General features: G+C 71.1%; 20 protein-coding genes and 1 riboswitch. Of the genes, 14 read left to right on the top strand and 6 right to left on the bottom strand.

Going from position 1 to position 22,974, the window contains the following annotated elements; translation table 11 throughout:
- Positions 1 to 155: 155 nt before the first annotated feature.
- Positions 156 to 1,883 carry an ABC transporter ATP-binding protein gene (locus AB0300_RS06295; protein ID WP_025104863.1) on the top strand — a complete coding sequence of 576 codons (1,728 nt, stop codon included), beginning with the start codon at positions 156 to 158 and terminating at the stop codon, positions 1,881 to 1,883.
- A complete protein-coding gene (locus AB0300_RS06290; protein WP_366215673.1) occupies positions 1,880 to 4,156 on the top strand; it encodes an ABC transporter ATP-binding protein in 2,277 nt (758 codons plus the stop codon). The genes AB0300_RS06295 and AB0300_RS06290 overlap by 4 nt, the downstream gene beginning before the upstream one ends.
- Before the next feature lie 50 nt (positions 4,157 to 4,206).
- Here AB0300_RS06290 and AB0300_RS06285 read toward each other — a convergent pair whose 3' ends face one another.
- Entirely contained in the window at positions 4,207 to 5,697 is a 1,491-nt protein-coding gene (locus AB0300_RS06285; protein WP_126894227.1) for a D-alanyl-D-alanine carboxypeptidase, read from the bottom strand.
- A 77-nt stretch (positions 5,698 to 5,774) separates the two neighbouring features.
- A riboswitch (TPP riboswitch) is annotated at positions 5,775 to 5,884 on the top strand.
- Here AB0300_RS06285 and AB0300_RS06280 point away from each other — a divergent pair.
- The 5 genes from AB0300_RS06280 to AB0300_RS06260 all read left to right on the top strand — a co-directional run bounded on the left by AB0300_RS06280 (position 5,877) and on the right by AB0300_RS06260 (position 11,713).
- Complete coding sequence (locus AB0300_RS06280) at positions 5,877 to 6,518, top strand: ECF transporter S component (protein WP_025104860.1); 642 nt, start codon at positions 5,877 to 5,879, stop codon at positions 6,516 to 6,518. It overlaps the preceding riboswitch by 8 nt.
- Positions 6,518 to 7,972 carry an ABC transporter ATP-binding protein gene (locus AB0300_RS06275; RefSeq protein ID WP_172400087.1) on the top strand — a complete coding sequence of 485 codons (1,455 nt, stop codon included), beginning with the start codon at positions 6,518 to 6,520 and terminating at the stop codon, positions 7,970 to 7,972. The genes AB0300_RS06280 and AB0300_RS06275 overlap by 1 nt, the downstream gene beginning before the upstream one ends.
- On the top strand, positions 7,969 to 8,760 hold the full coding sequence (locus AB0300_RS06270) for an energy-coupling factor transporter transmembrane component T (RefSeq protein ID WP_025104858.1): 792 nt from the start codon (positions 7,969 to 7,971) through the stop codon (positions 8,758 to 8,760). The genes AB0300_RS06275 and AB0300_RS06270 overlap by 4 nt, the downstream gene beginning before the upstream one ends.
- 100 nt (positions 8,761 to 8,860) lie before the next feature.
- Positions 8,861 to 10,231: a glutamate decarboxylase gene (locus AB0300_RS06265; protein WP_126894582.1), complete on the top strand. Its 1,371-nt coding sequence runs from the start codon at positions 8,861 to 8,863 to the stop codon at positions 10,229 to 10,231.
- 9 nt (positions 10,232 to 10,240) lie between these two features.
- A complete protein-coding gene (locus AB0300_RS06260) occupies positions 10,241 to 11,713 on the top strand; it encodes an amino acid permease (RefSeq protein ID WP_366215672.1) in 1,473 nt (490 codons plus the stop codon).
- 7 nt (positions 11,714 to 11,720) lie between these two features.
- On the opposite strand, the gene AB0300_RS06255 is transcribed toward AB0300_RS06260, so the two are convergent.
- Positions 11,721 to 12,446: an aminoglycoside 3'-phosphotransferase gene (locus tag AB0300_RS06255; protein ID WP_366215671.1), complete on the bottom strand. Its 726-nt coding sequence runs from the start codon at positions 12,444 to 12,446 to the stop codon at positions 11,721 to 11,723.
- A 133-nt stretch (positions 12,447 to 12,579) separates the two neighbouring features.
- Between AB0300_RS06255 and AB0300_RS06250 the strand changes: the two genes are divergently transcribed.
- Together AB0300_RS06250 and AB0300_RS06245 are read left to right on the top strand one after the other, a co-directional pair.
- The gene (locus AB0300_RS06250) at positions 12,580 to 13,338 is read left to right on the top strand and encodes an SDR family NAD(P)-dependent oxidoreductase (RefSeq protein WP_062637106.1); all 759 of its coding nucleotides are present in this window, start codon (positions 12,580 to 12,582) and stop codon (positions 13,336 to 13,338) included.
- Positions 13,339 to 13,417: 79 nt separating this feature from the next.
- Entirely contained in the window at positions 13,418 to 14,251 is an 834-nt protein-coding gene (locus AB0300_RS06245; RefSeq protein ID WP_025104853.1) for an NAD(P)-dependent oxidoreductase, read from the top strand.
- A 71-nt stretch (positions 14,252 to 14,322) separates the two neighbouring features.
- Here AB0300_RS06245 and AB0300_RS06240 read toward each other — a convergent pair whose 3' ends face one another.
- From AB0300_RS06240 to AB0300_RS06230, 3 genes are all read right to left on the bottom strand, one after another.
- A complete protein-coding gene (locus AB0300_RS06240; RefSeq protein WP_025104852.1) occupies positions 14,323 to 15,072 on the bottom strand; it encodes a sulfite exporter TauE/SafE family protein in 750 nt (249 codons plus the stop codon).
- Positions 15,069 to 15,656, bottom strand: a complete 588-nt coding sequence (locus tag AB0300_RS06235; protein ID WP_366215670.1) for an ankyrin repeat domain-containing protein — start codon at positions 15,654 to 15,656, stop codon at positions 15,069 to 15,071. Before AB0300_RS06235 ends, AB0300_RS06240 begins: the two co-directional genes overlap by 4 nt.
- 151 nt (positions 15,657 to 15,807) lie before the next feature.
- Entirely contained in the window at positions 15,808 to 16,446 is a 639-nt protein-coding gene (locus tag AB0300_RS06230) for a bifunctional 4-hydroxy-2-oxoglutarate aldolase/2-dehydro-3-deoxy-phosphogluconate aldolase (protein ID WP_085605563.1), read from the bottom strand.
- A gap of 132 nt (positions 16,447 to 16,578) precedes the next feature.
- Here AB0300_RS06230 and rlmN point away from each other — a divergent pair, with 132 nt between their 5' ends.
- On the top strand, positions 16,579 to 17,868 hold the full coding sequence (gene rlmN, locus AB0300_RS06225; RefSeq protein WP_366215669.1) for a 23S rRNA (adenine(2503)-C(2))-methyltransferase RlmN: 1,290 nt from the start codon (positions 16,579 to 16,581) through the stop codon (positions 17,866 to 17,868).
- A 122-nt stretch (positions 17,869 to 17,990) separates the two neighbouring features.
- Entirely contained in the window at positions 17,991 to 19,481 is a 1,491-nt protein-coding gene (locus tag AB0300_RS06220) for a DUF4407 domain-containing protein (protein WP_366215668.1), read from the top strand.
- On the opposite strand, the gene AB0300_RS06215 is transcribed toward AB0300_RS06220, so the two are convergent.
- On the bottom strand, positions 19,469 to 19,783 hold the full coding sequence (locus tag AB0300_RS06215; RefSeq protein ID WP_366215667.1) for a hypothetical protein: 315 nt from the start codon (positions 19,781 to 19,783) through the stop codon (positions 19,469 to 19,471). The genes AB0300_RS06220 and AB0300_RS06215 overlap by 13 nt on opposite strands.
- Positions 19,784 to 19,802: 19 nt before the next feature.
- Here AB0300_RS06215 and AB0300_RS06210 point away from each other — a divergent pair, with 19 nt between their 5' ends.
- The 3 genes from AB0300_RS06210 to AB0300_RS06200 are packed head-to-tail and all read left to right on the top strand — an operon-like array spanning position 19,803 to position 22,869.
- A complete protein-coding gene (locus AB0300_RS06210; RefSeq protein WP_249521078.1) occupies positions 19,803 to 21,296 on the top strand; it encodes a PLP-dependent aminotransferase family protein in 1,494 nt (497 codons plus the stop codon).
- A gap of 9 nt (positions 21,297 to 21,305) precedes the next feature.
- Positions 21,306 to 21,803 (top strand): hypothetical protein, encoded by a 498-nt coding sequence (locus AB0300_RS06205; protein WP_366215666.1) that lies wholly within the window; start codon positions 21,306 to 21,308, stop codon positions 21,801 to 21,803.
- A 52-nt stretch (positions 21,804 to 21,855) separates the two neighbouring features.
- Positions 21,856 to 22,869 carry an aldo/keto reductase family protein gene (locus tag AB0300_RS06200; RefSeq protein WP_366215665.1) on the top strand — a complete coding sequence of 338 codons (1,014 nt, stop codon included), beginning with the start codon at positions 21,856 to 21,858 and terminating at the stop codon, positions 22,867 to 22,869.
- Positions 22,870 to 22,974: the final 105 nt, after the last annotated feature.

Here is a 22,974-nt window from a genome sequence, read left to right as displayed (position 1 = left end):
GTGGGTGACACGGCACCGGTTCGCTGTGAGCGAAGGTCCTCCCGGAGGGGGATCCGAATGTCGCCGCTTCGTGGCACCCTGTCCTATGGCCGGTCGTCGGTCGGCATCCGTCTGCCGGGAGACCCGCCGCCTCCTCCTTCCGAGAAAGTACGCCTGTGCTGGGAAAACTCCTCCTCCGATATCTGTCACGCTACAAGTGGCTCCTCGTCGCCGTGCTGGTCTTCCAGTTCGCCAGCGCGGCCGCCACCCTCTACCTGCCGTACCTCAACGCCGACATCATCGACAAGGGCGTCGCGCAGGGCGACACCGCGTACATCTGGCGCACCGGCCTGTTCATGCTGGCCGTGTCATTCGGCCAGATCGTGGCCTCGGTCATCGCGACCTTCTTCGCCGCCCGCGCCGCGATGGGCGCCGGCCGTGACATCCGCGCCGACGTGTTCGGCAAGGTGAGCGGCTTCTCCGAGCGCGAGGTCTCGCAGTTCGGTGCCGGATCCCTCATCACCCGCAACACGAACGACGTGCAGCAGGTGCAGATGCTGGCGATGATGGGCGCGACCATGCTCGTCACCGCTCCGCTGCTCGCGATCGGCGGCATCATCTTCGCCGTGCGCACCAGCGCCGAGCTGAGCTGGCTGATCGCCGTCGCCGTCCCCGTGCTCCTCGTCCTCGCGGCGCTCGTCATCGGCCGGATGGTCCCGCTCTTCCGCAGCTACCAGGGCAAGCTCGACAACGTGAACCGCATCATGCGCGAGCAGCTCACCGGCGTGCGCGTGGTGCGGGCCTTCGTCCGGGAGCGCATCGAGGAGGAGCGCTTCCGCGGCGCGAACACCGACATCATGGTCGTCGGCCGCAAAGTCGGCTCGCTGTTCGTGCTGCTGTTCCCGCTCTTCATGCTCATCCTCAACGTGACGGTCGTCGCCGTCATCTGGTTCGGCGGCATCGAGGTCAACAACGGCACCGTGCAGGTGGGCACCCTGTTCGCCTTCATGCAGTACATCGGCCAGATCATGGGCGGCGTCATCATGGCGAGCTTCATGGCGATGATGATCCCGCGCGCCGCGGTCTCCGCCGAGCGCATCGGCGAGGTGCTGAACACGGAGTCCACGATGACCCGCCCGGTGGACGGCGTCACCGTCTTCCCGACCCCGGGTGCCGTCGCGTTCGACGACGTGGAGTTCACGTACCCCGGCGCCGACGCCCCCGTCCTCACCGGCATCAGCTTCGCCGCGGAGCCGGGCGAGACCGTCGCGATCGTCGGCTCCACCGGGTCGGGCAAGACCACGCTCGTCTCGCTCATCCCGCGCCTGTTCGACGTATCCGGCGGATCCGTGCACGTCGGCGGCGTAGACGTCCGCGAGGCCGACGTCGAGGCGCTGTGGGACAGCATCGGCCTGGTGCCGCAGCGTCCCTTCCTCTTCACCGGCACCGTCGCGTCCAACCTGCGCTACGGCCGCGAGGACGCCACCGACGAGGAGCTCTGGCACGCGCTGGAGATCGCCCAGGGTCGCGACTTCGTGGAGGAGATGCCGGACGGCCTCGACTCCCGCATCGCCCAGGGGGGCACGAACGTGTCCGGCGGTCAGCGCCAGCGCCTGGCGATCGCGCGGGCCATCGTGCACCGGCCGCAGGTGCTCGTGTTCGACGACTCCTTCTCCGCGCTCGACCTCACGACGGATGCCCGGCTGCGGCAGGCGCTGTGGCGCGAGCTCCCGCACGTGACGAAGATCGTGGTCGCGCAGCGCGTCTCCACGATCACCGACGCGGACCGCATCGTGGTCCTCGAGGGCGGCACCATGGTCGGCGTCGGCACCCATGAGGAGCTGCTGGAGACCAGCGAGACCTATCGCGAGATCGTCGAGTCGCAGCTGGGGGTGGACGCATGAGCGAGCAGGACCCTTCGACACGCTCAGGGAACCAGGGTCGGCGCCGTCGCGGACGGGGCGCGGCCGCCGCGCCCACGGTCGAGCGGGAGCTCACCGCCGAGGAGCAGTACGAGGCGGAGCTCGCCGAGCAGGCGCGGCAGAACTCCGGCGACTGGGACAGCGTCGCGCCGGGCAAGGCCGACAACTTCGGCCCGAGCTTCGCGCGGATGATCGGGCTGCTCAAGCCCTCCGCGGTGTGGTTCGTCTTCGTGTCGATCCTCGGTGCGATCGGGGTCGTGCTGACCGTCGCCGCCCCGAAGGTGCTCGCCGAGGCGACGAACATCGTCTATCGCGGCTTCATCTCGATCCAGCTCGGTCAGCCCACCGGCGACTTCCCCGGCTTCCCGGCCGGGACCCCGCAGGACGTCGTCGTCGACGCGCTGCGGGACGCCGGGCAGAACGACTTCGCCAACCAGGTGGGCGCGCTCGGCGACTTCCGGGTCGGCGACGGCATCGACTTCGACGCGCTGCGCTGGGTGATCGCCGCGGTTCTCGCGATCTACGTCGTGGCCGCGTTCCTCAGCTGGCTGCAGGGATACGTCATCAATGTCATCATGGTGCGCACCATGTGGCGGCTGCGCGAGGCCGTCGAGGCGAAGATCAACCGGCTCCCGCTGGCGTACTTCGACAAGGTGCAGCGCGGCGAGCTGATCTCGCGGGTGACGAACGACATCGACAACATCACCCAGACCATGCAGCAGTCGCTGTCGGGAGCACTGACCGCCGTGCTGACGGTGATCGGCGTGCTCGTGATGATGTTCTCGATCTCGTGGCAGCTCGCCCTCGTCGCCCTCGTGGCGCTTCCGCTCATGGGCGTGATCTTCGGCGTCATCGGACCGCGGTCGCAGAAGGCCTTCGGCACGCAGTGGCGCAAGGTCGGCCGGCTCAACGCCCGGGTCGAGGAGGCCTTCTCCGGCCACGCGCTGGTCAAGGTGTTCGGCCGCGAGCAGGACGCGCTGGACAAGTTCAAGGCCGAGAACGAGGAGCTCTTCCAGGCGAGCTTCAAGGCGCAGTTCCTCTCGGGCATCATCATGCCCGCGATGACCTTCGTCGGCAGCCTCACCTACGTCGGCATCGCGGTGCTCGGCGGGCTCATGGTCGCGAGCGGGCAGCTCCGGCTCGGCGACGTGCAGGCGTTCATCCAGTACTCGCAGCAGTTCACGCAGCCGCTGTCCGAGCTGGGCGGCATGGCCGCGGTCGTGCAGTCCGGCACCGCCTCGGCGGAGCGGGTGTTCGACCTGCTCGACGCCGATGAGCAGGACGCCGACGGCCCCGACGCCCCTGCTCTCCGCGAAGGGGAGGGCGTGATCGAGTTCGAGAACGTCTCCTTCTCCTACTCGCCGGAGCGTCCGCTCATCACCGATCTGTCGTTCCGGGTGGAGCCGGGGCAGACCGTCGCGATCGTCGGACCCACGGGTGCGGGCAAGACGACGCTCGTGAACCTCATCATGCGGTTCTACGAACTCAGCGGCGGACGGATCACGCTGGACGGTCAGGACATCTCGACCATCACGCGTGACGACCTCCGGTCCCGCACCGGCATGGTGCTCCAGGACCCCTGGCTGTTCGCCGGGAGCATCCGCGAGAACATCCGCTACGGACGCTCGACCGCGACGGACGAGGAGGTGCTGGCCGCCGCGCGGGCGACCTACGTCGACCGCTTCGTGCACGCGCTTCCGGATGGGTACGACACCGTGCTCGACGAGGACGCGTCGAATGTCTCGGCCGGTGAGCGGCAGCTCATCACGATCGCCCGGGCGTTCGTGGCGCAGCCGTCGATCCTCATCCTTGACGAGGCCACCTCGGCGGTCGATACCCGCACCGAGCTGCTGCTGCAGAACGCCATGGCCGCTCTCCGGCAGGGGCGCACCTCGTTCGTCATCGCGCACCGGCTGTCGACCATCCGCGACGCGGACCTCATCCTCGTGATGGAGCACGGCGACATCGTCGAGAAGGGCACGCACGACGAGCTCATCGCCGCCCAGGGCGCGTACTGGCGGCTGTACCAGTCGCAGTTCGAGCAGGCGGCGACCGACCTCGACGCGGAAGCGGCCCTGACCGGGTCGTCTCCGGTCGTGGTGACGGGAGAGGCCGACGCCGAGGTCCGCGCGGAGGAGCAGGCGGCCGATGCCGTGGCGGGTGCCGCCGTCGGTGCCCAGCTTCCCGGAGCGGAGGCGGCCGCCGCGCAGGCGCTCCTCGACGACGGGGCGGACGGCGCGTCGCCTCGTCCCTGATCGTCATCGCCCTGACGCCCCGCTCCGGACTCGGAGCGGGGCGTCAGTCGTCAGGAGCGGTCCGCGTCGATGCCGAACAGCTCGAGGGGATGGGTGAGGCGCCACCACGGGCTCGGGCCGTCCACGTCTTCGGCGAGGACGAGTGCGGTCTCGGTGGTGTCGATGGGGCCGGCCGTGGTGAGGGTGCCGACGTCGCCGTCCGCCTCGCGCTGCTCGCCGAGATCGAACACAGCCGACGCGGTCGCGCTCGCCCCGTTCCACAGCACCACATCCGCGTCCTCACCGGTCACGACGTCGACCTCCTCGCCCCAGGCGGTGCGGACGCGTCCGACCACCGTCCCGGCGGGAACGGCGGGGCCCTGCGCCTGCAGCGCCGCCTCGGTCTGCGCGAAGAGGGCTCGGGTGAGGGCGAGACGCGCCTCGTCGTCCTCCTGGTTCAGCGCCGCGGCGTAGAGGCGGACCGTCGAGTCCCCCACGGAGACGTCCTTCGCCGTCAGCAGGTTCCAGCCGACGAGTGTGCCGGTCTTGATGCCGACGACCCCCGGGTCCGCGAGCATGCCGTTCGTGTTCTCCACCGTGCCGGCCCCCGGCAGCTCGACCGACCGGGTGCCCACGATCTCCGCGAACACGGGATTCTGCATCGCGAGCTCGCCGAGAGCCACGAGCGCCTCCGGGGTGGCGACGTTGCGCGCGTCGAATCCGGACGGCGTGACCACGGTGATCCCGGAGAGCCCGCGCTCGCCGAGCCAGACCTCGGCGGCGGCCGCGAACTCCCGATTGGAGCCCCAGATCTCCGCGGCGAGCCGATCGATGTAGTTGTTGGCCGAACCGAGCAGGGTGCCCTGCAGGAGCTGGTACTCGGTCAGCACCCCGCCCACGGGGACATCCAGCGCGGACTGGTTCGAGATCCGGTAGTCCCAGTACCGGATGCTGTCGGCGTAGGTGAAGGAGAACTCGGGGCCCTGCTCCCCGGGGGCGAGGGGCAGGCGGTCGAGCACCATGAGCGTGCTGACGACCTTGGTGATGCTCGCGATGCTGACCGGGGCGGTCGTGGACGCGGCCGTGGTCATCCCGGCGATGCCCACGGCGCCGTCGCCCACCTCCGGCCAGGCGAGCGCGGCGGTGGGGGCGGCCACCGGGGTGACCTCCACGGCCTGGACGGTGGGGGCGACCTCGTGCAACGGCCAGAGCAGCGTGCTTCCGGCGTAGGAGGCGACGAGCCCGGCGAGGACCCCGAGCGGGACGAGCAGGCCGGGGCCGGCGATCGCCGGACGCAGCGTCGCGTCGCGCAGCAGGCCGGGGGCGGCCTCGGCTTCCGGGGTGGCGTCGAACTCCGGCGTCGACGACCCGGACTCGACCACGTCCGTGTCGACCCAGGTCAGCGCGGTCGCCGGTGTCGAGGCATCGGCCCACGCGACGGTCTCCGTCGTGGTCGCAGGCAGCGTGTCGACGGTCTGCGAGGACGCGGGGGTGGAGTCCTCGGGCCGCGCGTCGACGCCGACGCCGCCGGACGCCTCTTCAGGGGGATCGGAAGCGGTCACTCGCTTACGGTACCGAATGCCGCCAGGAATCCGCCGTGCGCGGCTCGGGACGCGCGGGCGGAAGACGCTAGGATCGACAGCACAACCACGGGAGTCCGGCGGGCCGGGCTGAGAGGGAGCGAATCGCGCTTCGACCGTCGAACCTGATCTGGGTCATGCCAGCGCAGGGAGGAGTTCACATGAGTACGTCCACGTCCGCATCCTCGTCCACGAAGACGACCGGCGCTCCGGCGCGCAGCTATCTGCGGTGGCGCATCGTCGACATCGTCGTCGCCAGCGTGCTCGGCGTCGCCGCCGGCCTGATCTTCCTGGCCTGGAACGTCGGGTACCTCGGCCCCAAGGCCCTGCTCGAGCCGCTGCTCCCCGGGCTCCAGGGGCTCCTGGACGGACCGTGGCTGTTCGCCGGAGTGCTCGGCGGCCTCATCATCCGCAAGGCCGGTGCGGCGATCTACGTCGAACTGCTGGCCGCCGTCGTCTCGGCGCTCATCGGCAACCAGTGGGGTGGCTTCCTCACGCTCGAAGCGGGCCTCGTGCAGGGTCTCGGCGCCGAGCTCGTCTTCCTGCTGTTCTTCTACCGTCGCTGGTCGCTGCCCGTCGCGATCCTCGCCGGTGCCGGCGCTGCGCTCGCGGGAGGCATCAACAACCTCATCCTCTGGTACGCCGGCTCCGGTCCCGCGTTCACCGTGATCTACCTCGTGAGCACCGTGATCTCCGGCGCCGTCATCGCCGGTGCCCTGTCGTGGGTGCTCGCCCGCGGCATCGCGGCGACGGGGGCGCTGGACCGCTTCGGCTCCGGGCGCGAGGCGCGCGTGCGCGTCTGATGGCGGCGCAGGTCGCTCCCGCGGTCGTCGAGGCGCGCGGCTGGGGCTGGCGGCATGCGAGCCGCCGGGCATGGGCGCTGCGCGACGTCTCGTTCCGCATCGAGCCCGGCGAGCGGGTTCTCGTGCTCGGCGCGTCCGGGGCGGGCAAGTCGACCCTGCTGCACGGCCTCGCGGGCGTGCTCGGCGGCGAGGAGGAGGGCGAGAGCGCGGGGGAGCTCCTCGTCGACGACGCTCCGGCGGTGGCGACTCGCGGGCGCGCCGGGCTCGTGCTCCAGGACCCCGACTCCCAGGTGATCCTCGCCCGCGCGGGCGACGACGTCGCGTTCGGGTGCGAGAACCTCGGCGTGCCGCGTGCGGAGATCTGGCCGCGTGTCGAGGCGGCGCTCGCTGCCGTCGGCCTCGACGTGCCGCTCGATCATCCGACCAAGGCGCTGTCGGGCGGCCAGAAGCAACGTCTCGCCCTCGCCGGCATGCTCGCGATGCGCCCCGGCCTCGTCCTCCTCGACGAGCCGACGGCGAACCTCGATCCGGACGGGGTGCGCGAGGTCAGGGAGGCGGTGGAGCGGATGCTCGCCGCGCACCCCGCCACCCTCGTGGTCGTGGAGCATCGACTCGAGGTGTGGTTGCCGCTCCTCACCCGGGTCATCGTGCTCGGTGCCGGCGGGGTGGTCGCGGACGGCCCTCCCGCCGCGGTGCTCGGTGCGCAGGGAGAGCGCCTGGCGGCGGACGGCGTCTGGGTGCCCGGGCGTCCTCCCGCCGAGCCCCCGGCACCGAGGACAGTGCCCGGCGAGGTGCTGCTGTCGGCCCGAGCACTCGCCGTGGCGCGGGTGAAGGGGCGTCCGGTGGCCCGCGGCATCGACCTCGACGTGCGGGCGGGCGAGGCCCTCGCGATCACCGGTCCGAACGGCGCGGGCAAGTCCACGCTGGGCCTGACCCTCGCGGGCCTGCTCCCGCCCGCGGAGGGGGCCGTGATCGCGGCGCCGATGCTCGCGCAGGGTGCCGATCCCGCGCCGATCCGCTGGGCGTCCCGCGACCTCCTCACCCGGATCGGCATGGTCTTCCAGGAGCCGGAGCACCAGCTCCTCGCCACCACTGTGCGGGACGAGCTCGCCATTGGCCCGCGCGCGCTGGGCGTCCCCGAGGACGAGGTCGAGGCCCGCGTCGACGAGCTGCTCGCCCGCCTGCGCCTGTCCGCGCTGGGAGCCGCGAACCCGTACACGCTCTCGGGTGGGGAGAAGCGCCGTCTCACCGTCGCGGCCGCGATCGCCACGCGACCCCGGGTGCTGATCCTCGACGAGCCGACGTTCGGACAGGACGCCCGCACCTGGGCCGAGCTCGTCGCGATGCTCGCCACCCTCCGGGATGAGGGCTCCGCGATCGTCACCGTCACGCACGACCTCGACGTGGCGCGCGCCCTGCACGCCACCCGCTTCGCCCTGGAGGCGCCGGCATGACGGATCTCGCCGACACCCGCGCCCGCGCCGGCGTCGTGGCCCGGATCAACCCGGTCGCGAAGCTCGGCGTGAGCGCGCTCATCGCCGTGCCGTTGATCCTCACGCTGGATCCCGTCTCGGCGGCGGTCGCCCTGGTGCTCGAAGCGGTGCTGTTCCTGTTCGCCGGCATCGGGTGGCGGGAGTTCTGGGTGCGCACCTGGCCGGTCTGGCTCGCAGCGCCGCTCACAGGGCTCACCATCGCCCTGTACGGCGAGACGAGCGGCACGGTCTACGTCGACTGGTTCGTGCTGCGCATCAGCGAGGGGTCGCTCGCGCTCGCCGTCGCCACGATGCTCCGGGTGCTCGCGATCGCCCTGCCCTCGGTGGTGCTCTTCATCACGGTCGATCCGACCGATCTCGCCGACGGCCTCGGGCAGATCCTGCGCCTGCCCGCCCGATTCGTGCTCGGCGCGCTCGCCGGACTGCGCATGGTGGGGCTGTTCCTCGACGACTGGCGGGCTCTGGAACTGGCGCGTCGAGCCCGCGGCGTGGCCGACCGCGGCCGCATCCGGCGCTTCCTCGGGATGGCCTTCGCCCTGCTCGTCCTGTCGATCCGCCGCGGCGCGAAGCTCGCCACCGCGATGGAGGCGAGGGGCTTCGGTGCCCCCGGCCGTCGCACCTGGGCGCGCGAGTCCCGCTTCGGCGCCCCCGAGTGGGCCCTCCTTGCCGTCGGGGCCGCGATCTCCGGGATCGCGATCGCCGCGGCGGTCGCCACCGGCGCCTGGAACTTCATCCTCGGGCCGTCCTGACCTCACCCCTTTCGGACGAGGGCCCCTGGAGGTGACTCGACGGCCGGTCTAGCGTCCGCTGGAGACAGTGCCAATCGACACCGACCGAAAGGGACGTCCCATGAGCATCTCCTCCGCCGACGACCAGCCGCTGTTCACGCGGCCGGGTGAGGCCACCGTCGCACCGCGACACGTCATCCCGGATTCCGAGTCGCTTCCCGCGACGGCGAAGCAGATCGTCGAGGACGAGACCATCCTCGACGGCAACGCGCGCCTCAACCTCGCCACCTTCGTCAGCACCTGGATGGATGACGAGGCGAAGCAGGTCTACATGGCCTCCTTCGACAAGAACATGATCGACAAGGACGAGTATCCGCAGACCGCCGCCATCGAGGACAACTGCTGGCACATGCTCGCGAACCTGTGGAAGGCGCCGGACGCCTCCCGCAGCATCGGCACGTCGACCATCGGCTCCTCCGAGGCGTGCATGCTCGGCGGTCTCGCGTTCAAGCGTCGCTGGCAGCAGGCCCGGCGTGCCGCCGGCAAGGACGCCTCCACGCCGAACCTCGTGATGTCGAGCGCGGTGCAGGTGTGCTGGGAGAAGTTCTGCAACTACTTCGACGTCGAACCGCGCTACGTGCCCATCAGCGAGGAGCACAAGACGCTCGACGGCCATGACCTCGAGAAGTACGTGGACGAGAACACCATCGGGGTGGTCGCCATCATGGGCGTCACCTACACCGGTATGTACGAGCCGGTGGCCGAGATCGCCGCGGCGCTCGACGCGATCCAGGAGAAGACGGGTCTCGACATCCCGATCCACGTGGACGGCGCCTCGGGCGCGATGATCGCCCCGTTCCTCCAGCCCGACCTGGTCTGGGACTTCCGACTGGAGCGCGTGCATTCCATCAGCACCTCGGGACACAAGTACGGTCTCGTGTACCCGGGTCTCGGGTGGGTGGTCTGGCGCGACGCGCACTGGCTGCCGGAGGACCTGGTGTTCAAGGTGAGCTATCTCGGCGGGGAGATGCCGACCTTCGCCCTGAACTTCTCCCGCCCTGGCGCTCAGGTGCTGCTGCAGTACTACCTGTTCCTCCGCCTCGGGTTCGAGGGCTACCGGGCCGTGCAGCAGGCCTCGCAGGACGTGGCGAGGTTCCTCTCCGCGGGCATCGCGAAGCTCGATGCGTTCGAGCTGTGGAACGACGGCAGCGACATCCCCGTCTTCGCCTGGCGCCTGAAGGACGGGCACACCGACAAGTGGACGCTCTACCACCTCCAGGACCGCCTCCGGATGCGCGGCTGGCTCGTGCCCGCCTATCCCATGCCCGCGGACCTCGAAGACCTCACCGTGCAGCGGATCGTCGTGCGCAACGGGCTCAGCATGGACCTGGCCGCCGAACTGCTCGACGCCATCACCGCCGAGGTGGCCCACCTCGACGCGCTCACGGCTCCCATGCCGTCCGACCACCCCGACTCGGCGTTCCACCACTAGGGGGCCGACATGTCCGCCCCGCAGTCCGGTGCCGCCGGCGCCGCCTCCACGCCGCGCATCTCCCGTCCCGCCGTCGCCGTCCTCGGCGTCGGGCAGCTCGCCCTGCTCACCCTCGTGGTCGTGGCGAGCCTGCGATCGCTGCCGGCGATGGCGATCTACGGCCTCGGCAGCGTCACGCTCTACATCATCCCGGCGATCCTCTTCCTCATCCCCACGGCCCTCGTCGCGGCCGAACTCGCGACGGGGTGGAAGGGCGGCGTGTACGTCTGGGTGCGCGAGGCCCTCGGCAACCGCTGGGGGTTCACCGCGGTGTGGCTGCAGTGGATCCAGAACGTGGTCTGGTTCCCGACGCAGCTCGCGTTCGTGGCCGGCACCCTCGCCTTCGTCTTCCTCGACCCCTCGCTGTCCAGCTCCGGGTTCTTCACCGCCGTCGTCATCATCGTCTTCTACTGGGGCTCCACCCTGGTCACCCTCCGCGGCGGCGACCTCTTCGCGAAGCTCGGCTCGTGGGGCGGCATCATCGGCACCCTGTTCCCGGCGGTGCTGCTCATCGTGTTCGGGGCGGTGTGGGTGTTCAGCGGAGAGAAGAGTCAGGTGCCGCTGGATGCCTCGGCGATGATCCCGCCGTTCACGGGGCTGGCCTCCATCGTGCTGATCGTGTCGAACGTGCTCGCCTACGCCGGTATGGAGGTGAATGCCGTCCACGTGAACCAGATGAAGGATCCCGGCAAGGGCTACCCGCGCTCGGTGTTCCTCGCCGCCGGCCTCATCCTGCTCGTCTTCATCCTGCCCACCATCGCGATCGCGGTCGCGGTGCCGGAGAAGGAACTCGGGCTGACGAACGGCATCATGCTCGCGTTCGGGGAGTACTTCGACCACTGGGACATGGGGTGGGCGACGGCCGTCGTGTCCGCGCTCATCGCCGCCGGTGCCCTCGCCTCGGTGGTGACCTGGGTCGCCGGTCCGTCCAAGGGTGTGCTGGCGGCGGCGGAGACGGGTCTGCTCCCGCCGCTGCTGCAGAAGCGCAACAAGGCCGGGGTCCAGTCGGGCATCCTCATGCTCCAGGGCACGATCGTCACGATCCTCGCGGCGATCTTCATCATCGTGCCGAACGTCAGCGCGGCCTTCGTCGCCCTCATCGACATGGCCGCCGCCCTGTACCTCATCATGTACATGCTCATGTTCGCCTCGGCGATGGTGCTGCGGCGGAAGGCGCCCGACGTCCACCGGGCCTATCGCGTGAAGGCCCTGCCGTTCGTCGCCGGGGTCGGTTTCGTCGCCTGCCTCGCCGCGTTCGTGCTCGCCTTCATCCCGCCCCAGGGGTTCACCGCCTTCCCGGCCGCCGCGTACCCGTGGATCGTCGGTCTGGTGATCGTCGTGCTCGGCGTGCCGCCGCTGCTGTTCTATGCGCTGCGCAAACCGTCGTGGGATCGGCGGCCGCCCGACGGCAGCCTCCTCAGCGACGCGCATCCCGAGGCGTGAGCGCGGCTCAGGTCTCGTTCCAGAGCCGTCGGTAGTACTCCAGCCGCGGGGGATCGGGGTCGACGCCGTAGGCGGCGATGAGCGTGTCCTCCCACCCGGGACCGAAGTTCCACAGCGTGCTCATGGCGGCCACGGCGATGTCGGCCCACCGGTCGGCGACGCCGAGCGCGGCGAGGTCGACGTGGGCCACCGGACGGCCGTCGTCGTCGAGCAGGGTGTTGGGGAGGCACGCGTCGCCGTGGCAGACCACGAGCCGGTCGATCGACGGGGGCTCCTGCAGGTCCGTCGGCACCAGCGTGCCACGGGCGGCGGCGTTCGCGATGCGCTCCTCGGGGCTCCAGGTCCACGGGCACTCCGCGACGGGGAGCGCATCGTGCAGGAGGCGCAGGCCGAGCCCGACCGCGCGCACGGCGGCCTCCGGAGAGGCGGCCCACCGCGGATCCACGGCACTGCTGCCGGACAGGGCCGCCGTCACGAGCCACTCGTGTGCCTCGTCCTCGCCCTGGGAGAGCACCTCGGGCACCGTGGTCCAGGTGCGGGCCCAGCGCATCCGCTCGGCCTCGTCGCGCATGTTCGCCTCGGGATCGCGGGGACCCCATTTGATGTAGCGGCCGTCGTCGGTGCGGAAGGTCAGGCCGCCGATCGCGTTGCGCCACGCGGGGGTCAGTGCGGCCCCGGCGGCGAGTTCGCGCACCCGGGCGGGGACCTCGACGGAGGCGGCGGGGATGCTCACCTCTCCATCCTGCCGGAACCTCGGTGTCGTAGGCTCGGGTCGACGCGGCGGGCCTGCGGTGACACCAAGAACCGCATAGGCTGGGACTGCGTTCCATGCATGTCGCACGACGACGTTCGAAGGAGAACATCAGATGCAGATCAGCGGACAGGGTGCCCTCGTCACCGGCGGCGCCTCCGGACTCGGGCTGGCCACCGCCCGTCGGCTCACGGCCGCAGGCGCGCACGTCACGATCATCGACCTCGCCTCGTCGAAGGGGGAGGAGATCGCCGCAGAGCTCGGCGGTCTCTTCGTGCCCGCGGATGTGACGAGCGTCGACGAGGTCAAGGCCGCCGTCGCCGCGGCACAGGCCGCCGCGCCGCTGCGGGTGGTCGTGAACTGCGCCGGCATCGCCCCGCCCGCCAAGGTGCTCGACCGGGACGGCACGCCCGCCGTCCTCGCCGACTTCGAGCGGATCGTCCGCATCAACCTCGTCGGCACATTCAACGTGATCTCCCAGGCCGCCGCCGTCATCGCCGCGAACGAGCTGCACGACGAGGAGCGGGGGGTCATCGTCAACACCGCGAGCGTCGCCGCGTTCGACGGACAGATCGGGCAGCCGGCGTACTCGGCGTCCAAGGGCGGCGTGCACGCCATGACCCTGCCGATCGCCCGCGAGCTCGCCCGTCACGCCATCCGCGTGTGCACGATCGCCCCCGGCATCATGGAGACCCCGATGCTCATGGGCCTGCCGCAGGAGGCGCAGGACTCGCTCGGACAGCAGGTGCCGTTCCCCGCTCGCCTCGGACGCCCCGACGAGTACGCCGCCCTCGTGCAGCAGATCGTCGAGAACGGCTACCTCAACGGCGAGACCATCCGCCTCGACGGCGCCATCCGCATGGCCCCGCGGTGACCCCTCCCGGCTTCGAATCGCCTGAATGACCCGATTCGACCCGGAAATCCAGCCAATCAAGCGATTCGAAACGAGAACCATGAGCACACTCGCCGGAAAGACCATCCTCATGTCGGGCGGCAGCCGCGGGATCGGCCTCGCGATCGCCCTGCGCGCGGCCGCGGACGGTGCGAACATCGCGATGCTCGCCAAGACCGACTCCCCGCACCCGAAGCTCGAGGGCACCGTGCACAGCGCGGCCGAGCAGATCCGCGCCGCCGGCGGCCAGGCGCTGCCGATCGTGGGCGACGTGCGGGACGACGACCACATCACCGAGGCCGTCATGAAGACCCAGGGCGAGTTCGGCGGGATCGACATCGTCCTCAACAACGCCAGCGTCATCGACCTCTCCCGGTCGCTCGACCTCTCCGCGAAGAAGTACGACCTGATGCAGGATGTGAACGTCCGCGGCACCTTCATGCTCTCCCGGGCCGCGGTGCCCATCCTCAAGGACGCCGAGAACCCGCACATCCTCTCGCTCTCGCCGCCCCTGAATCCCACCCCGAAGTGGCTGGGCGCGCACACCGGGTACACGCTCGCGAAGTACGGGATGACGATGGTCACGCTCGGGCTCGCGGCGGAGTTCGCGGCCGACGGCATCGCCGCCAACACGCTGTGGCCGCGCACGACGATCGCGACCGCCGCGGTGCAGAACCTCCTCGGCGGCGACAAGGTGATGGCCGCGAGCCGGACGGCTGACATCTACGCCGACGCCGCCTACGCCGTGCTCACCCAGCCGGCGCGCACGTACACGGGACAGTCGCTGATCGTGGAGGACGTGCTCGAGGCGAACGGCGTCACCGACTTCTCGGGCTACGCCGCGGTGCCGGGGACTCCGGACAGCGCGCTGTTCCCGGACATCTTCCTGGACTGACGCGCTTCGACAGGCTCAGCGACCCACGGTGGGTCCCTGAGCCTGTCGAAGGGGCTGAGCCTGTCGAAGGGCTAGAGCAGCAGATACACGGCGCCGAGGATCGTCAGCACGATCACGATGCGGTCGAAGAGCCGCTGGTCCAGGCGCCGCGCCACCCGCAGCCCGAGCCTCGCGCCGAGCACCACGAGCGGCGCGAGGATCGCATCGGTGAGCAGCACGGGCCCGGTGAACAGCCCGATGCCGGCGAGGAACGGCACCTTGATCACGTTGATGATCGCGAAGAACCAGGCGGAGGTGCCCAGGAACACCTGGACGGGCGTGCGCGTGGCGAGGAAGTACATCGACATGACCGGCCCGCCCGCGTTGGCCACCATGGTCGTGAAACCGCCGAGCGTGCCGTAGACGCCGGCCAGCAGCGCGCCGCCCCGCGCCGCCGCCTCCTGCTCCGCCCGCGCCTGCCGCCATCGCCGCCACAGCGTCACGGCGATCATGAGCAGCAGGATCACGCCGATGGCGCGGCGCACGACTCCGTCTCCGGTCAGGGCGAGGAAGGCGAAGCCCAGGAGGAGTCCCGCCACGACCGCGGGTGCGAGGCGCAGCAGCGTGGGCCAGTGCGCGTGCCGTCGATAGGCGAGGAGCGCGAACACGTCGCCCACCATCAGCAGCAGGAGCGTCGCGGCCGTGGAGGTGCGTGCGGGGAGGACGGCGGCGAACAGGGCGATCGCGAGGATGCTGCCGCCCGGAAGAGCGGTCTTCGAGATCCCGATGACGACCGCGGCCACGCCGAGCGCCGCCCAGGCCCAGGGATCGAGCGCTGTCACCGCCGGAGCTCGGCGGCGATGGCGTCGTACCCGCGGTCGGTCGCGAGGTCGACCGGCAGCACCCCGTCGCCGTCGCGGATGGTCGCGTCGGCCCCGCCGTCGAGGAGAGCGCGCACCACCTCGACGTAGCGGGCGGAGCCGTCGCCGAGCACGATCGCCTCGTGCAGGGCGGTCCAGCCGAGGTTGTTGATGTGATCCGGATCGACCCCCGCCTCCAGCAGGATCTCCACCGTCGGCAGCAGGCCGCGCTCGGACGCGGGGATCAGTGCGGTGCCGCCGAAGCGGTTCGTGCTGCGGAGGTCCGCTCCGTGCGCCAGGGTCATCCGCAGGATCCCGTCATGCCCGCGGGCGCCGGCGTAGAGGTAGGCGGAGTCCTGGATGTCGTCCTTCGCGTTCACGTCGGCGCCGGCCTCGATCAGGAGCCGTGCCGCGTCGACGTGGTTCGCCTTGGTGGCCGTGATCAGGGGGGTCATGCCGCCGTCGCCACGGGCCTCGATGTCGGCGTCCGCGTCGAGCGCGCGGCGGACGGCGTCAGCGTCCCCCGCGGCGGCCGCGGCGAGCAGGTCGGACGTGGCGTCGGTCATGGGAACCTCCGGGATCCGTGCCGTGTGGGGCGACGAGGGTGCAGCGGTGCAGGCTGGGGCGAGAAGCAGTGCCCCCGCGAGCACGCCGACCGCCGCACTCCGTCGCATCCGCATGCATCCGGTATACCAAATGATCCCGGAGGTCGGCGGCTCAGCTCCGCGTGGCAGCGAGGGCGGCGGCGAAGCGCGCGGCGCGCTCCTCGATGTCCGCCCAGTCCGCGTTCGCGATCGCGGTGCCGTTCGCGAGGTCGCCACCGGCCCCCACGGCGACCGCGCCGGCCGCGAACCAGTCGGCGAGGTTGTCGGGCTTCACGCCGCCCGTGGGCATCAGCGGGGCGTCGGGGAAGGGTCCGCGCAGCGCACCGAGGTAGGAGGGGCCGCCGAGGGAGGCGGGGAAGATCTTCACGACGTCGACCCCGAGTTCGAGGGCGCCCATGACCTCGGTCGGGGTCATCGCGCCGGTCATCACGACGCGGCCGGTGTCGAGCATGGCGCGCGTGAGGTCGGGGAGGGTTCCCGGGCTGACGAGGAACGCGGCACCCGCGTCGGCGGCCTGGGTCGCCTGCTCCGCCGTCGTGACGGTGCCGGCGCCGATGTACGCGGCGTCTCCATGGCGGGCGATGAGCTCGCGGATCACGGCCGGCGCGTCGGGGGTCGAGAAGGTCACCTCGATACCGGAGACTCCGCCGCGGATGATCGCCTCCGAGGCCTCCAGAGCCAGCTCCGGCGACGGGGCGCGGAGGACGGCGAGGATGCCGGTGGTGCGGGCGCGGGCGAGACGGTCGGACATGCTGCTCCTTGATCGAGGGGGATGCGCCCATTCTTCCGCACCGCAACTTGTCATTACAAGTAGCCTCGGCCCCGCTCCGTGACAGGGATCGTGCCCAGCCGCCTCCCACCCGCATCCCGGTACCCTGGAGGGATGGCCGAGAACCCCCGCACACCCGAGACGCGCCCCGCGACCGCGCCCGCGTCGTCCCGTTCGGGGGCGATCCGCGAGACCCGCGCCCCGCAGGTGCGCCCCGCGACCGAGGGCTGGACCCAGAAGAAGGACGCCGAGGGGCGCCCCCTGCTGCAGTTCGCGAGCCCGAAGCGCGGCAAGCCGCCGGTCCACCTCGCCGACCTCACCCCGGCCGAGCGCATCGAGAAGGTGAAGGAGATCGGACTCCCCGGGTTCCGCGCCAAGCAGCTCGCCACGCACTACTTCCGCCACTACACGTCCGACCCGGCGGAGATGACGGACCTCCCCGCCGGCATCCGCGACGAGCTCGTCGCCGGCATGCTCCCGCCCCTCATGACCGAGGTGCGGCGGCTGGAGACCGACCGCGGGGACACCATCAAGTTCCTCTGGCGTCTGCACGACGGCGCGCTCGTCGAGTCGGTCCTCATGCGCTACCCCGGCCGCATCACGCTGTGCGTGTCGAGCCAGGCCGGCTGCGGCATGAACTGCCCGTTCTGTGCCACGGGTCAGGCGGGGCTGACGCGCAACATGTCCACCGCCGAGATCATCGAGCAGATCGTCCGGGCCAACCGGGCCATCGCGAACGGCGAGCTGGGCGGCAAGAAGCGCGACGACCACAGCATGGAGCGCGTCTCGAACATCGTCTTCATGGGCATGGGGGAGCCGCTGGCCAACTACAAGCGCGTCATGGACGCGGTGCGCACCATGGTCGCCCCGCAGCCCGACGGTCTCGGCATGAGCGCCCGCGGCATCACGGTGTCGACGGTGGGGCTCGTGCCCGCGATCAGGAAGCTGGCCGACGAGAACATCCCCGTCACGTTCGCCCTGTCGCTGCACGCCCCCGACGACCACCTGCGCGACGAGCTCATCCCCGTGAACTCGCGGTGGAAGGTCGACGAGGCGCTCGACGCGGCCTACGACTACTACGCCAAGACCGGGCGCCGCGTGTCCATCGAGTACGCCCTCATCAAGGACATGAACGACCACGCCTGGCGGGCCGACCTGTTGGCGGAGAAGCTGAACCAGCGCGGTCGCGGATGGGTGCACGTGAACCCGATCCCGCTGAACCCGACGCCGGGCTCGATCTGGACCTCGTCGGAGAAGGACGTCACGGACGAGTTCGTGCGACGGCTGAACGACGCCGGCATCCCGACGACCCTCCGCGACACCCGCGGCAAGGAGATCGACGGCGCCTGCGGACAGCTCGTCGCGACGACCGAGGACGAGGCTGCCGCCGCGGCGATGGCCTGACCCCGGTTCGAATCGCTTACCTGGCTCCACATCCGGCCCGGATGCCGCCATTCGCGCGACTCGAAGGCCCGTCCAAGGGATCTTCCACGGTATGCACAGGCGGAGTTTCGTAGATTATCGGGATGCCCTATTCCGCCCACCGCCCGGGTCGCTTCGACTCGCAGGGTCGGATCATCCTCGACGGCGACCCGAACGCCGAGACGGATGACCTCGACTTCCTGCGCGAGTACGAGCCGACCGGCGACACGCCCGCGCAGTCCGACGTCGCGTCCGACGACCCGACGCCCGAGCCGGTGACGGCGCCCGACGCCCCGGTCGACGCGGAGCCCGTCCCCGACCGGAAGGCGCGTCCGCCGCGCGTCCGGAAACCGCGTCGTCGTCGCACCGCCGCCGAGCGCCTCCGTGCTCTCGCGATCCTCGGCGGGGCCGAGGGCGAGATCCTCGACCGTGTCCCCGGCGAGACCCCGCGCTTCGTGCAGATGTTCTTCGTGCTCGCCGGGACCGCCCTCGTCAGCGCGATCTCCATGCTCTTCGCCCTCACCACGGGCGTGCGCGCGGCGGTCTGGCTCGCCATCCCGCTCGCGATCGTGTGGGCGCTCATCATCTTCAACCTCGACCGCTTCCTGACCTCGACCATGACGTCGACCCGCAACGTCTGGAAGCTCATCGGTCTGGCGATCCCCCGCGTCACCATGGCCGCGATCATCGGTTTCGTCGTCGCGGAGCCACTCGTTCTGCAGATCTTCCACAACGACATCTCGCGCGAGGTCGCCGCGACCAACATCGTCCAGGCGCAGGCCGACCAGGAGGCGCTCGAGACCGGCCCCGAGAAGAAGGCGCTGGATGCGGCGTCCGAGCGAGTCGCGGCGCTCGAGAACCAGGCGGCGACGGGCATCGTCGCGGGGACCGAGTCGTCGTCGGCGACCGAGTCCGCCGCCCAGTCCACGGTCGACGGCCTGACGGCCAAGCTCACCGAGCAGCAGGCGGTGATCGACCAGGCGCGGACGCTGTACCAGTGCGAGCTCACGGGCGAGGGTGCGGGCACCGTCCCCGGCTGCACCGGCGTGAACGGCGAGGGCGCGAGCTCTCAGGCCGCCCAGGCCCAGCTCGCCGAGGCCCAGCAGACCTACGACGCGCTCGCGGCCCAGCTCCGCACCGCGAACGAGGAGCTCGCCGCTGCCGGAAGCGCCGCCAAGGAGAACACCACGGCCTCGGAGTCGCAGAACCGTCAGCAGGCGCAGGACGAGCTCCCCGCCGCGCGCGACACGTACGAGCAGGCGCTCGCGGCCTACAACGCCCGCGCGGATTCCGTGGCGCAGGGCAACGCCGGGGCGGTGGGGCTGCTGAGTCAGATCAGCGGCCTCAACCGCCTGAGCGAGAAGGAGCCCGCGATCCTCTGGGCGCACATCCTCATCGCGGCGCTGTTCTTCATGATCGAGCTGCTGCCGGTGCTGGTGAAGGTGCTCACGAGCTACGGCGACCCGAGCCTGTACGAGAAGGCGCTGGCCATCCGCAAGCAGGTCGCGCTGGACAGGGTCACGGCGGAGGGCTTCCGTGACCGCGCCGACATCGTCACCACTCCCGCCTCCGGCGCCGGGGCTCAGGCCACCTGACTCGTTTCGAATCGCTCACTGTGCTCCATCTCCGCCGGATCCGGAGCAAAGTGAGCGATTCGAACGGGGGCGAGGCCTCCGGACCGCGACGCCGCCGCGAGAGAACGGATCAAGGCCACCGTGGACGGGGAGCTCGGCCACGGGGTGCCGGTCACGGCGGCCTCGATGCGGGCGAGCGGTTCGCGGAGGGCCGGGTCGTGCGTGCGGGCGTCGTCCTGGAGCCATGCGAGGAGCTCGCCGATGGTCCAATCCTGCTGAATTGGACCGAGATCGAGCCCGAAGCTGGTCGTGGAAGCTGTCATTGGTCCAGAATCGGCTCTCATGGACACCCTCGACAGGGCCAATGCGACGCCGGTGGCCCACGGATCGGCCCCCGGTCCCCTCGTGCAGGGCGGTGAGGTCGCTGCGGGCGCTCTCGCCGCACGCCTCGGCCGCTGGGCCCACGGCGACGGCACCCTCTCCACCCGCCTCGCCGCGGCGATCGCCGCCCTGATCGGCGGGGGTGAGCTGCGTCCCGCCGACCGCCTGCCTGCCGAACGCGCCCTCTCCGCGGCGGTCGCGGTCTCGCGGGGCACGGTCGTGTCGGCCTATGCGTCCCTCGCCGAGCAGGGCCTCGTCGAGCGCCGGCAGGGGAGCGGGACCACGGTCGCGGGGGCGAGGACGACCCCCGCGGCGGACCGCCGTCCCGGCCGCGGCGAGGCCCTGTTCTCGGCTCTCCCCAACGCGATCGACCTGCTCCGCACGGTGCCACAGATCCCGGACCTCGGTGTGCAGCTCATCCGCGACCACCAACCGCGGCTCGACCTCGCCCTGCTCCCGGAGACCGACCCCGCGGGGCTCCCCGCGCTCCGCGAACTCATCGCCGACATGTACCGCGCCGAGGGGACGCCGACCACGCCCGAGCAGATCCTCGTGACCCACGGCGCGCAGCAGGCCATCAGCCTCGTCGTCAACGCGCTCGTGGAGCCCGGCGACGTCGTGCTCGCGGAGGAGATCACCTGGCCGGGCGTGACCGACTCCGTGGGGCTGCGCGGCGGCACCGTGCACGGCGTGCCGATGGGCGCGGACGGCCTCGACGTCGACGCGCTGGAGCAGGCGATGGCCCGGCTGCGTCCCGTGCTCGTCGCGCTCAACCCGCACCACCAGAACCCGACGGGGACGCGACTTCCCGCGGCGGCGCGCCACCGCGTGGCCGAGCTCGCCGCGCAGTACGGGGTCCCCGTGATCGAGGATCGCGTCGTCGCCGGTATCTCGTTCGACGGGGTCGTGCCGCCCACGCTCGCCTCGGAGCGGCCGGACGCCCCGGTGCTCGTCGTCGAATCCGTGTCGAAGTGGGCCTGGGCCGGGCTGCGGATCGGGTGGCTGCGGGCCGACCCGGTGCTGGTCCGGCGGCTCCGCGGCGCCCGGCAGCTCGCCGACCAGTCCACGAGCGTGCCCGGCCAGCTCCTCGCACTCGACCTCATCGCGCACGCGACGGAGCTCCGCCGCGCCAACAGCCGCGTGCACCAGCAGCGGCTCCTCCTGCTGCACGAACTGATGGCCGCGCACCTCCCCGACTGGACCTCCGACGCCCCTCGGGGCGGACTCGCGCTGTGGGCGGCGCTGCCTCGGGGCTCCGCATCGGCTCTCGCGCGGGTCGCCGCGGCGCATGGCGTCTCGATCGCGGGCACCGGGGCCTTCGCGGTCTCGGCCGCCGCGCCGGACGACCACGTGCGCCTGCCGTTCACCGCTCCGGACGACGTGCTCACCGAGGGGGTGCGCCGCTTGGGCGACGCCTGGCGCGAGTACCGGGAGACTCTCAGCAGCCCTGCCTAGGGTGACCGCATGACACCGGTGCCGCGTCCCACCCTCTGGATCTGCGTCGCGGGCGTGCTCGCCGTCACCGCGTACGCCGCCCTCGCCGCGGTGCAGATCCTCGTGCTGAATCCGCTCGCCGCGGCTCCGGGCGACCTCTCGCTCGACGAGGTCCGGGCCGCGATGTCGAACGCCGGGGAGAGCCTCATGGCTCCGACCGTCCTCGGGATCCTCGGCGCGGGCGTGTGCCTGGGAGTCGGGACGGCCGTCGTCTGCCTCCTCACGCGGGCTCCGGCGGTGGTGGCCGGCATGACCTTCCTCGCGCTGCTCATGGGCGGGGCTCCGGCCTACTTCGTCACGTCGTTCGGCCCGGGCATGGGGCTCGCCGACACCTTCGGCATCAGCGGCGCCGACGCCTCCCCGTGGGCCCTGCCCCTGTACGCGGTCAGTGCGCTCGCCGCGGTCGGGGTGCTGGTCGGGGCCGCGCTCACGTCCCGCCGCCGCGGACCGGCGCCCGCCACCGCCTGACGATCACGGTTGATCCGGCCCACCGGTCCGCCGGCGGGACTAGCGTTGGTCCATGGTCAACTATCGCTATCTCGGCAACAGCGGTCTCAAGGTCTCGGAGATCACCTACGGCAACTGGGTCACGCACGCCTCGCAGGTCGAGGACGACGCCGCGGTCAAGACCGTGCACGCCGCCCTGGACGCCGGCATCACCACGTTCGACACCGCGGACACCTACGCCAACACGGCCGCCGAGGTCGTGCTCGGCAAGGCTCTGGAGGGCCAGCGTCGCGAGAGCCTCGAGATCTTCACCAAGGTCTACTTCCCGACCGGCCCCAAGGGTCCGAATGACACCGGCCTGAGCCGGAAGCACATCATGGAGTCGATCAACGGCTCGCTGCAGCGCCTCGGCACCGACTACGTCGATCTCTACCAGGCACACCGCTTCGACTACGAGACCCCGCTCGAGGAGACGTTCCAGGCCTTCGCCGACGTCGTCCGGCAGGGCAAGGCGCTCTACATCGGCGTCTCGGAGTGGACGGCGGAGCAGCTCCGCGAAGGGCACGCGCTGGCGAAGCAGCTCGGCATCCAGCTCATCTCCAACCAGCCCCAGTACTCCATGCTGTGGCGGGTCATCGAGGGCAAGGTCGTCCCGACGTCGGAGGAGCTCGGCATCTCGCAGATCGTCTGGTCGCCGATGGCGCAGGGCGTGCTGAGTGGGAAGTACCTCCCGGGCCAGCCGGTGCCGGAGGGGTCGCGGGCGACGGATCAGAACTCGGGCGCGGGCTTCATCAAGAGCTTCCTGCAGGACGAGATCCTCACCGCGGTGCAGCGTCTCAAGCCGATCGCGGAGCAGGCGGGGCTGTCGATGCCGCAGCTCGCGATCGCGTGGGTGCTGCAGAACCCGAACGTCGCGGCGGCCCTCGTCGGCGCCTCCCGTCCGGAGCAGCTCGCCGACACGGTCAAGGCCTCCGGCGTGACGCTCGACGCCGACACCATGACCGCGATCGACGAGGCCCTCGGCGACACGGTCAACCGCGACGCCGAGCACACGTACTCGGTGTCGCCGAAGTCCCGGCTCGTCTAGGCCTTCGAATCGCGCCGATTGTAGCAGTACAGGCAGGGAATGGTGGGATTTCGGGGTTTCGGGGGGGTATAAAAATTGAGGCGCCGCCCCGGGGGCCCGGCGCGA

Source organism: Microbacterium sp. NPDC078814 (assembly GCF_040702645.1).
Lineage (GTDB): Bacteria > Actinomycetota > Actinomycetes > Actinomycetales > Microbacteriaceae > Microbacterium.
The sequence above is the reverse complement of the archived record's forward strand: the minus strand, read 5'-3'. Positions and strand labels throughout refer to the sequence as shown.

Coding starts and splice junctions, on each gene's coding strand:
- AB0300_RS06290 (WP_366215673.1), top strand. CDS start 1,880: ATGAGCGAGCAGGACCCTTCGACACGCTCAGGGAACCAGGGTCGGCGC.
- AB0300_RS06280 (WP_025104860.1), top strand. CDS start 5,877: ATGAGTACGTCCACGTCCGCATCCTCGTCCACGAAGACGACCGGCGCT.
- AB0300_RS06275 (WP_172400087.1), top strand. CDS start 6,518: ATGGCGGCGCAGGTCGCTCCCGCGGTCGTCGAGGCGCGCGGCTGGGGC.
- AB0300_RS06270 (WP_025104858.1), top strand. CDS start 7,969: ATGACGGATCTCGCCGACACCCGCGCCCGCGCCGGCGTCGTGGCCCGG.
- AB0300_RS06265 (WP_126894582.1), top strand. CDS start 8,861: ATGAGCATCTCCTCCGCCGACGACCAGCCGCTGTTCACGCGGCCGGGT.
- AB0300_RS06260 (WP_366215672.1), top strand. CDS start 10,241: ATGTCCGCCCCGCAGTCCGGTGCCGCCGGCGCCGCCTCCACGCCGCGC.
- AB0300_RS06250 (WP_062637106.1), top strand. CDS start 12,580: ATGCAGATCAGCGGACAGGGTGCCCTCGTCACCGGCGGCGCCTCCGGA.
- AB0300_RS06245 (WP_025104853.1), top strand. CDS start 13,418: ATGAGCACACTCGCCGGAAAGACCATCCTCATGTCGGGCGGCAGCCGC.
- AB0300_RS06235 (WP_366215670.1), bottom strand. CDS start 15,656: ATGACCGACGCCACGTCCGACCTGCTCGCCGCGGCCGCCGCGGGGGAC.
- AB0300_RS06230 (WP_085605563.1), bottom strand. CDS start 16,446: ATGTCCGACCGTCTCGCCCGCGCCCGCACCACCGGCATCCTCGCCGTC.
- rlmN (WP_366215669.1), top strand. CDS start 16,579: ATGGCCGAGAACCCCCGCACACCCGAGACGCGCCCCGCGACCGCGCCC.
- AB0300_RS06220 (WP_366215668.1), top strand. CDS start 17,991: ATGCCCTATTCCGCCCACCGCCCGGGTCGCTTCGACTCGCAGGGTCGG.
- AB0300_RS06215 (WP_366215667.1), bottom strand. CDS start 19,783: ATGACAGCTTCCACGACCAGCTTCGGGCTCGATCTCGGTCCAATTCAG.
- AB0300_RS06210 (WP_249521078.1), top strand. CDS start 19,803: ATGGACACCCTCGACAGGGCCAATGCGACGCCGGTGGCCCACGGATCG.
- AB0300_RS06205 (WP_366215666.1), top strand. CDS start 21,306: ATGACACCGGTGCCGCGTCCCACCCTCTGGATCTGCGTCGCGGGCGTG.
- AB0300_RS06200 (WP_366215665.1), top strand. CDS start 21,856: ATGGTCAACTATCGCTATCTCGGCAACAGCGGTCTCAAGGTCTCGGAG.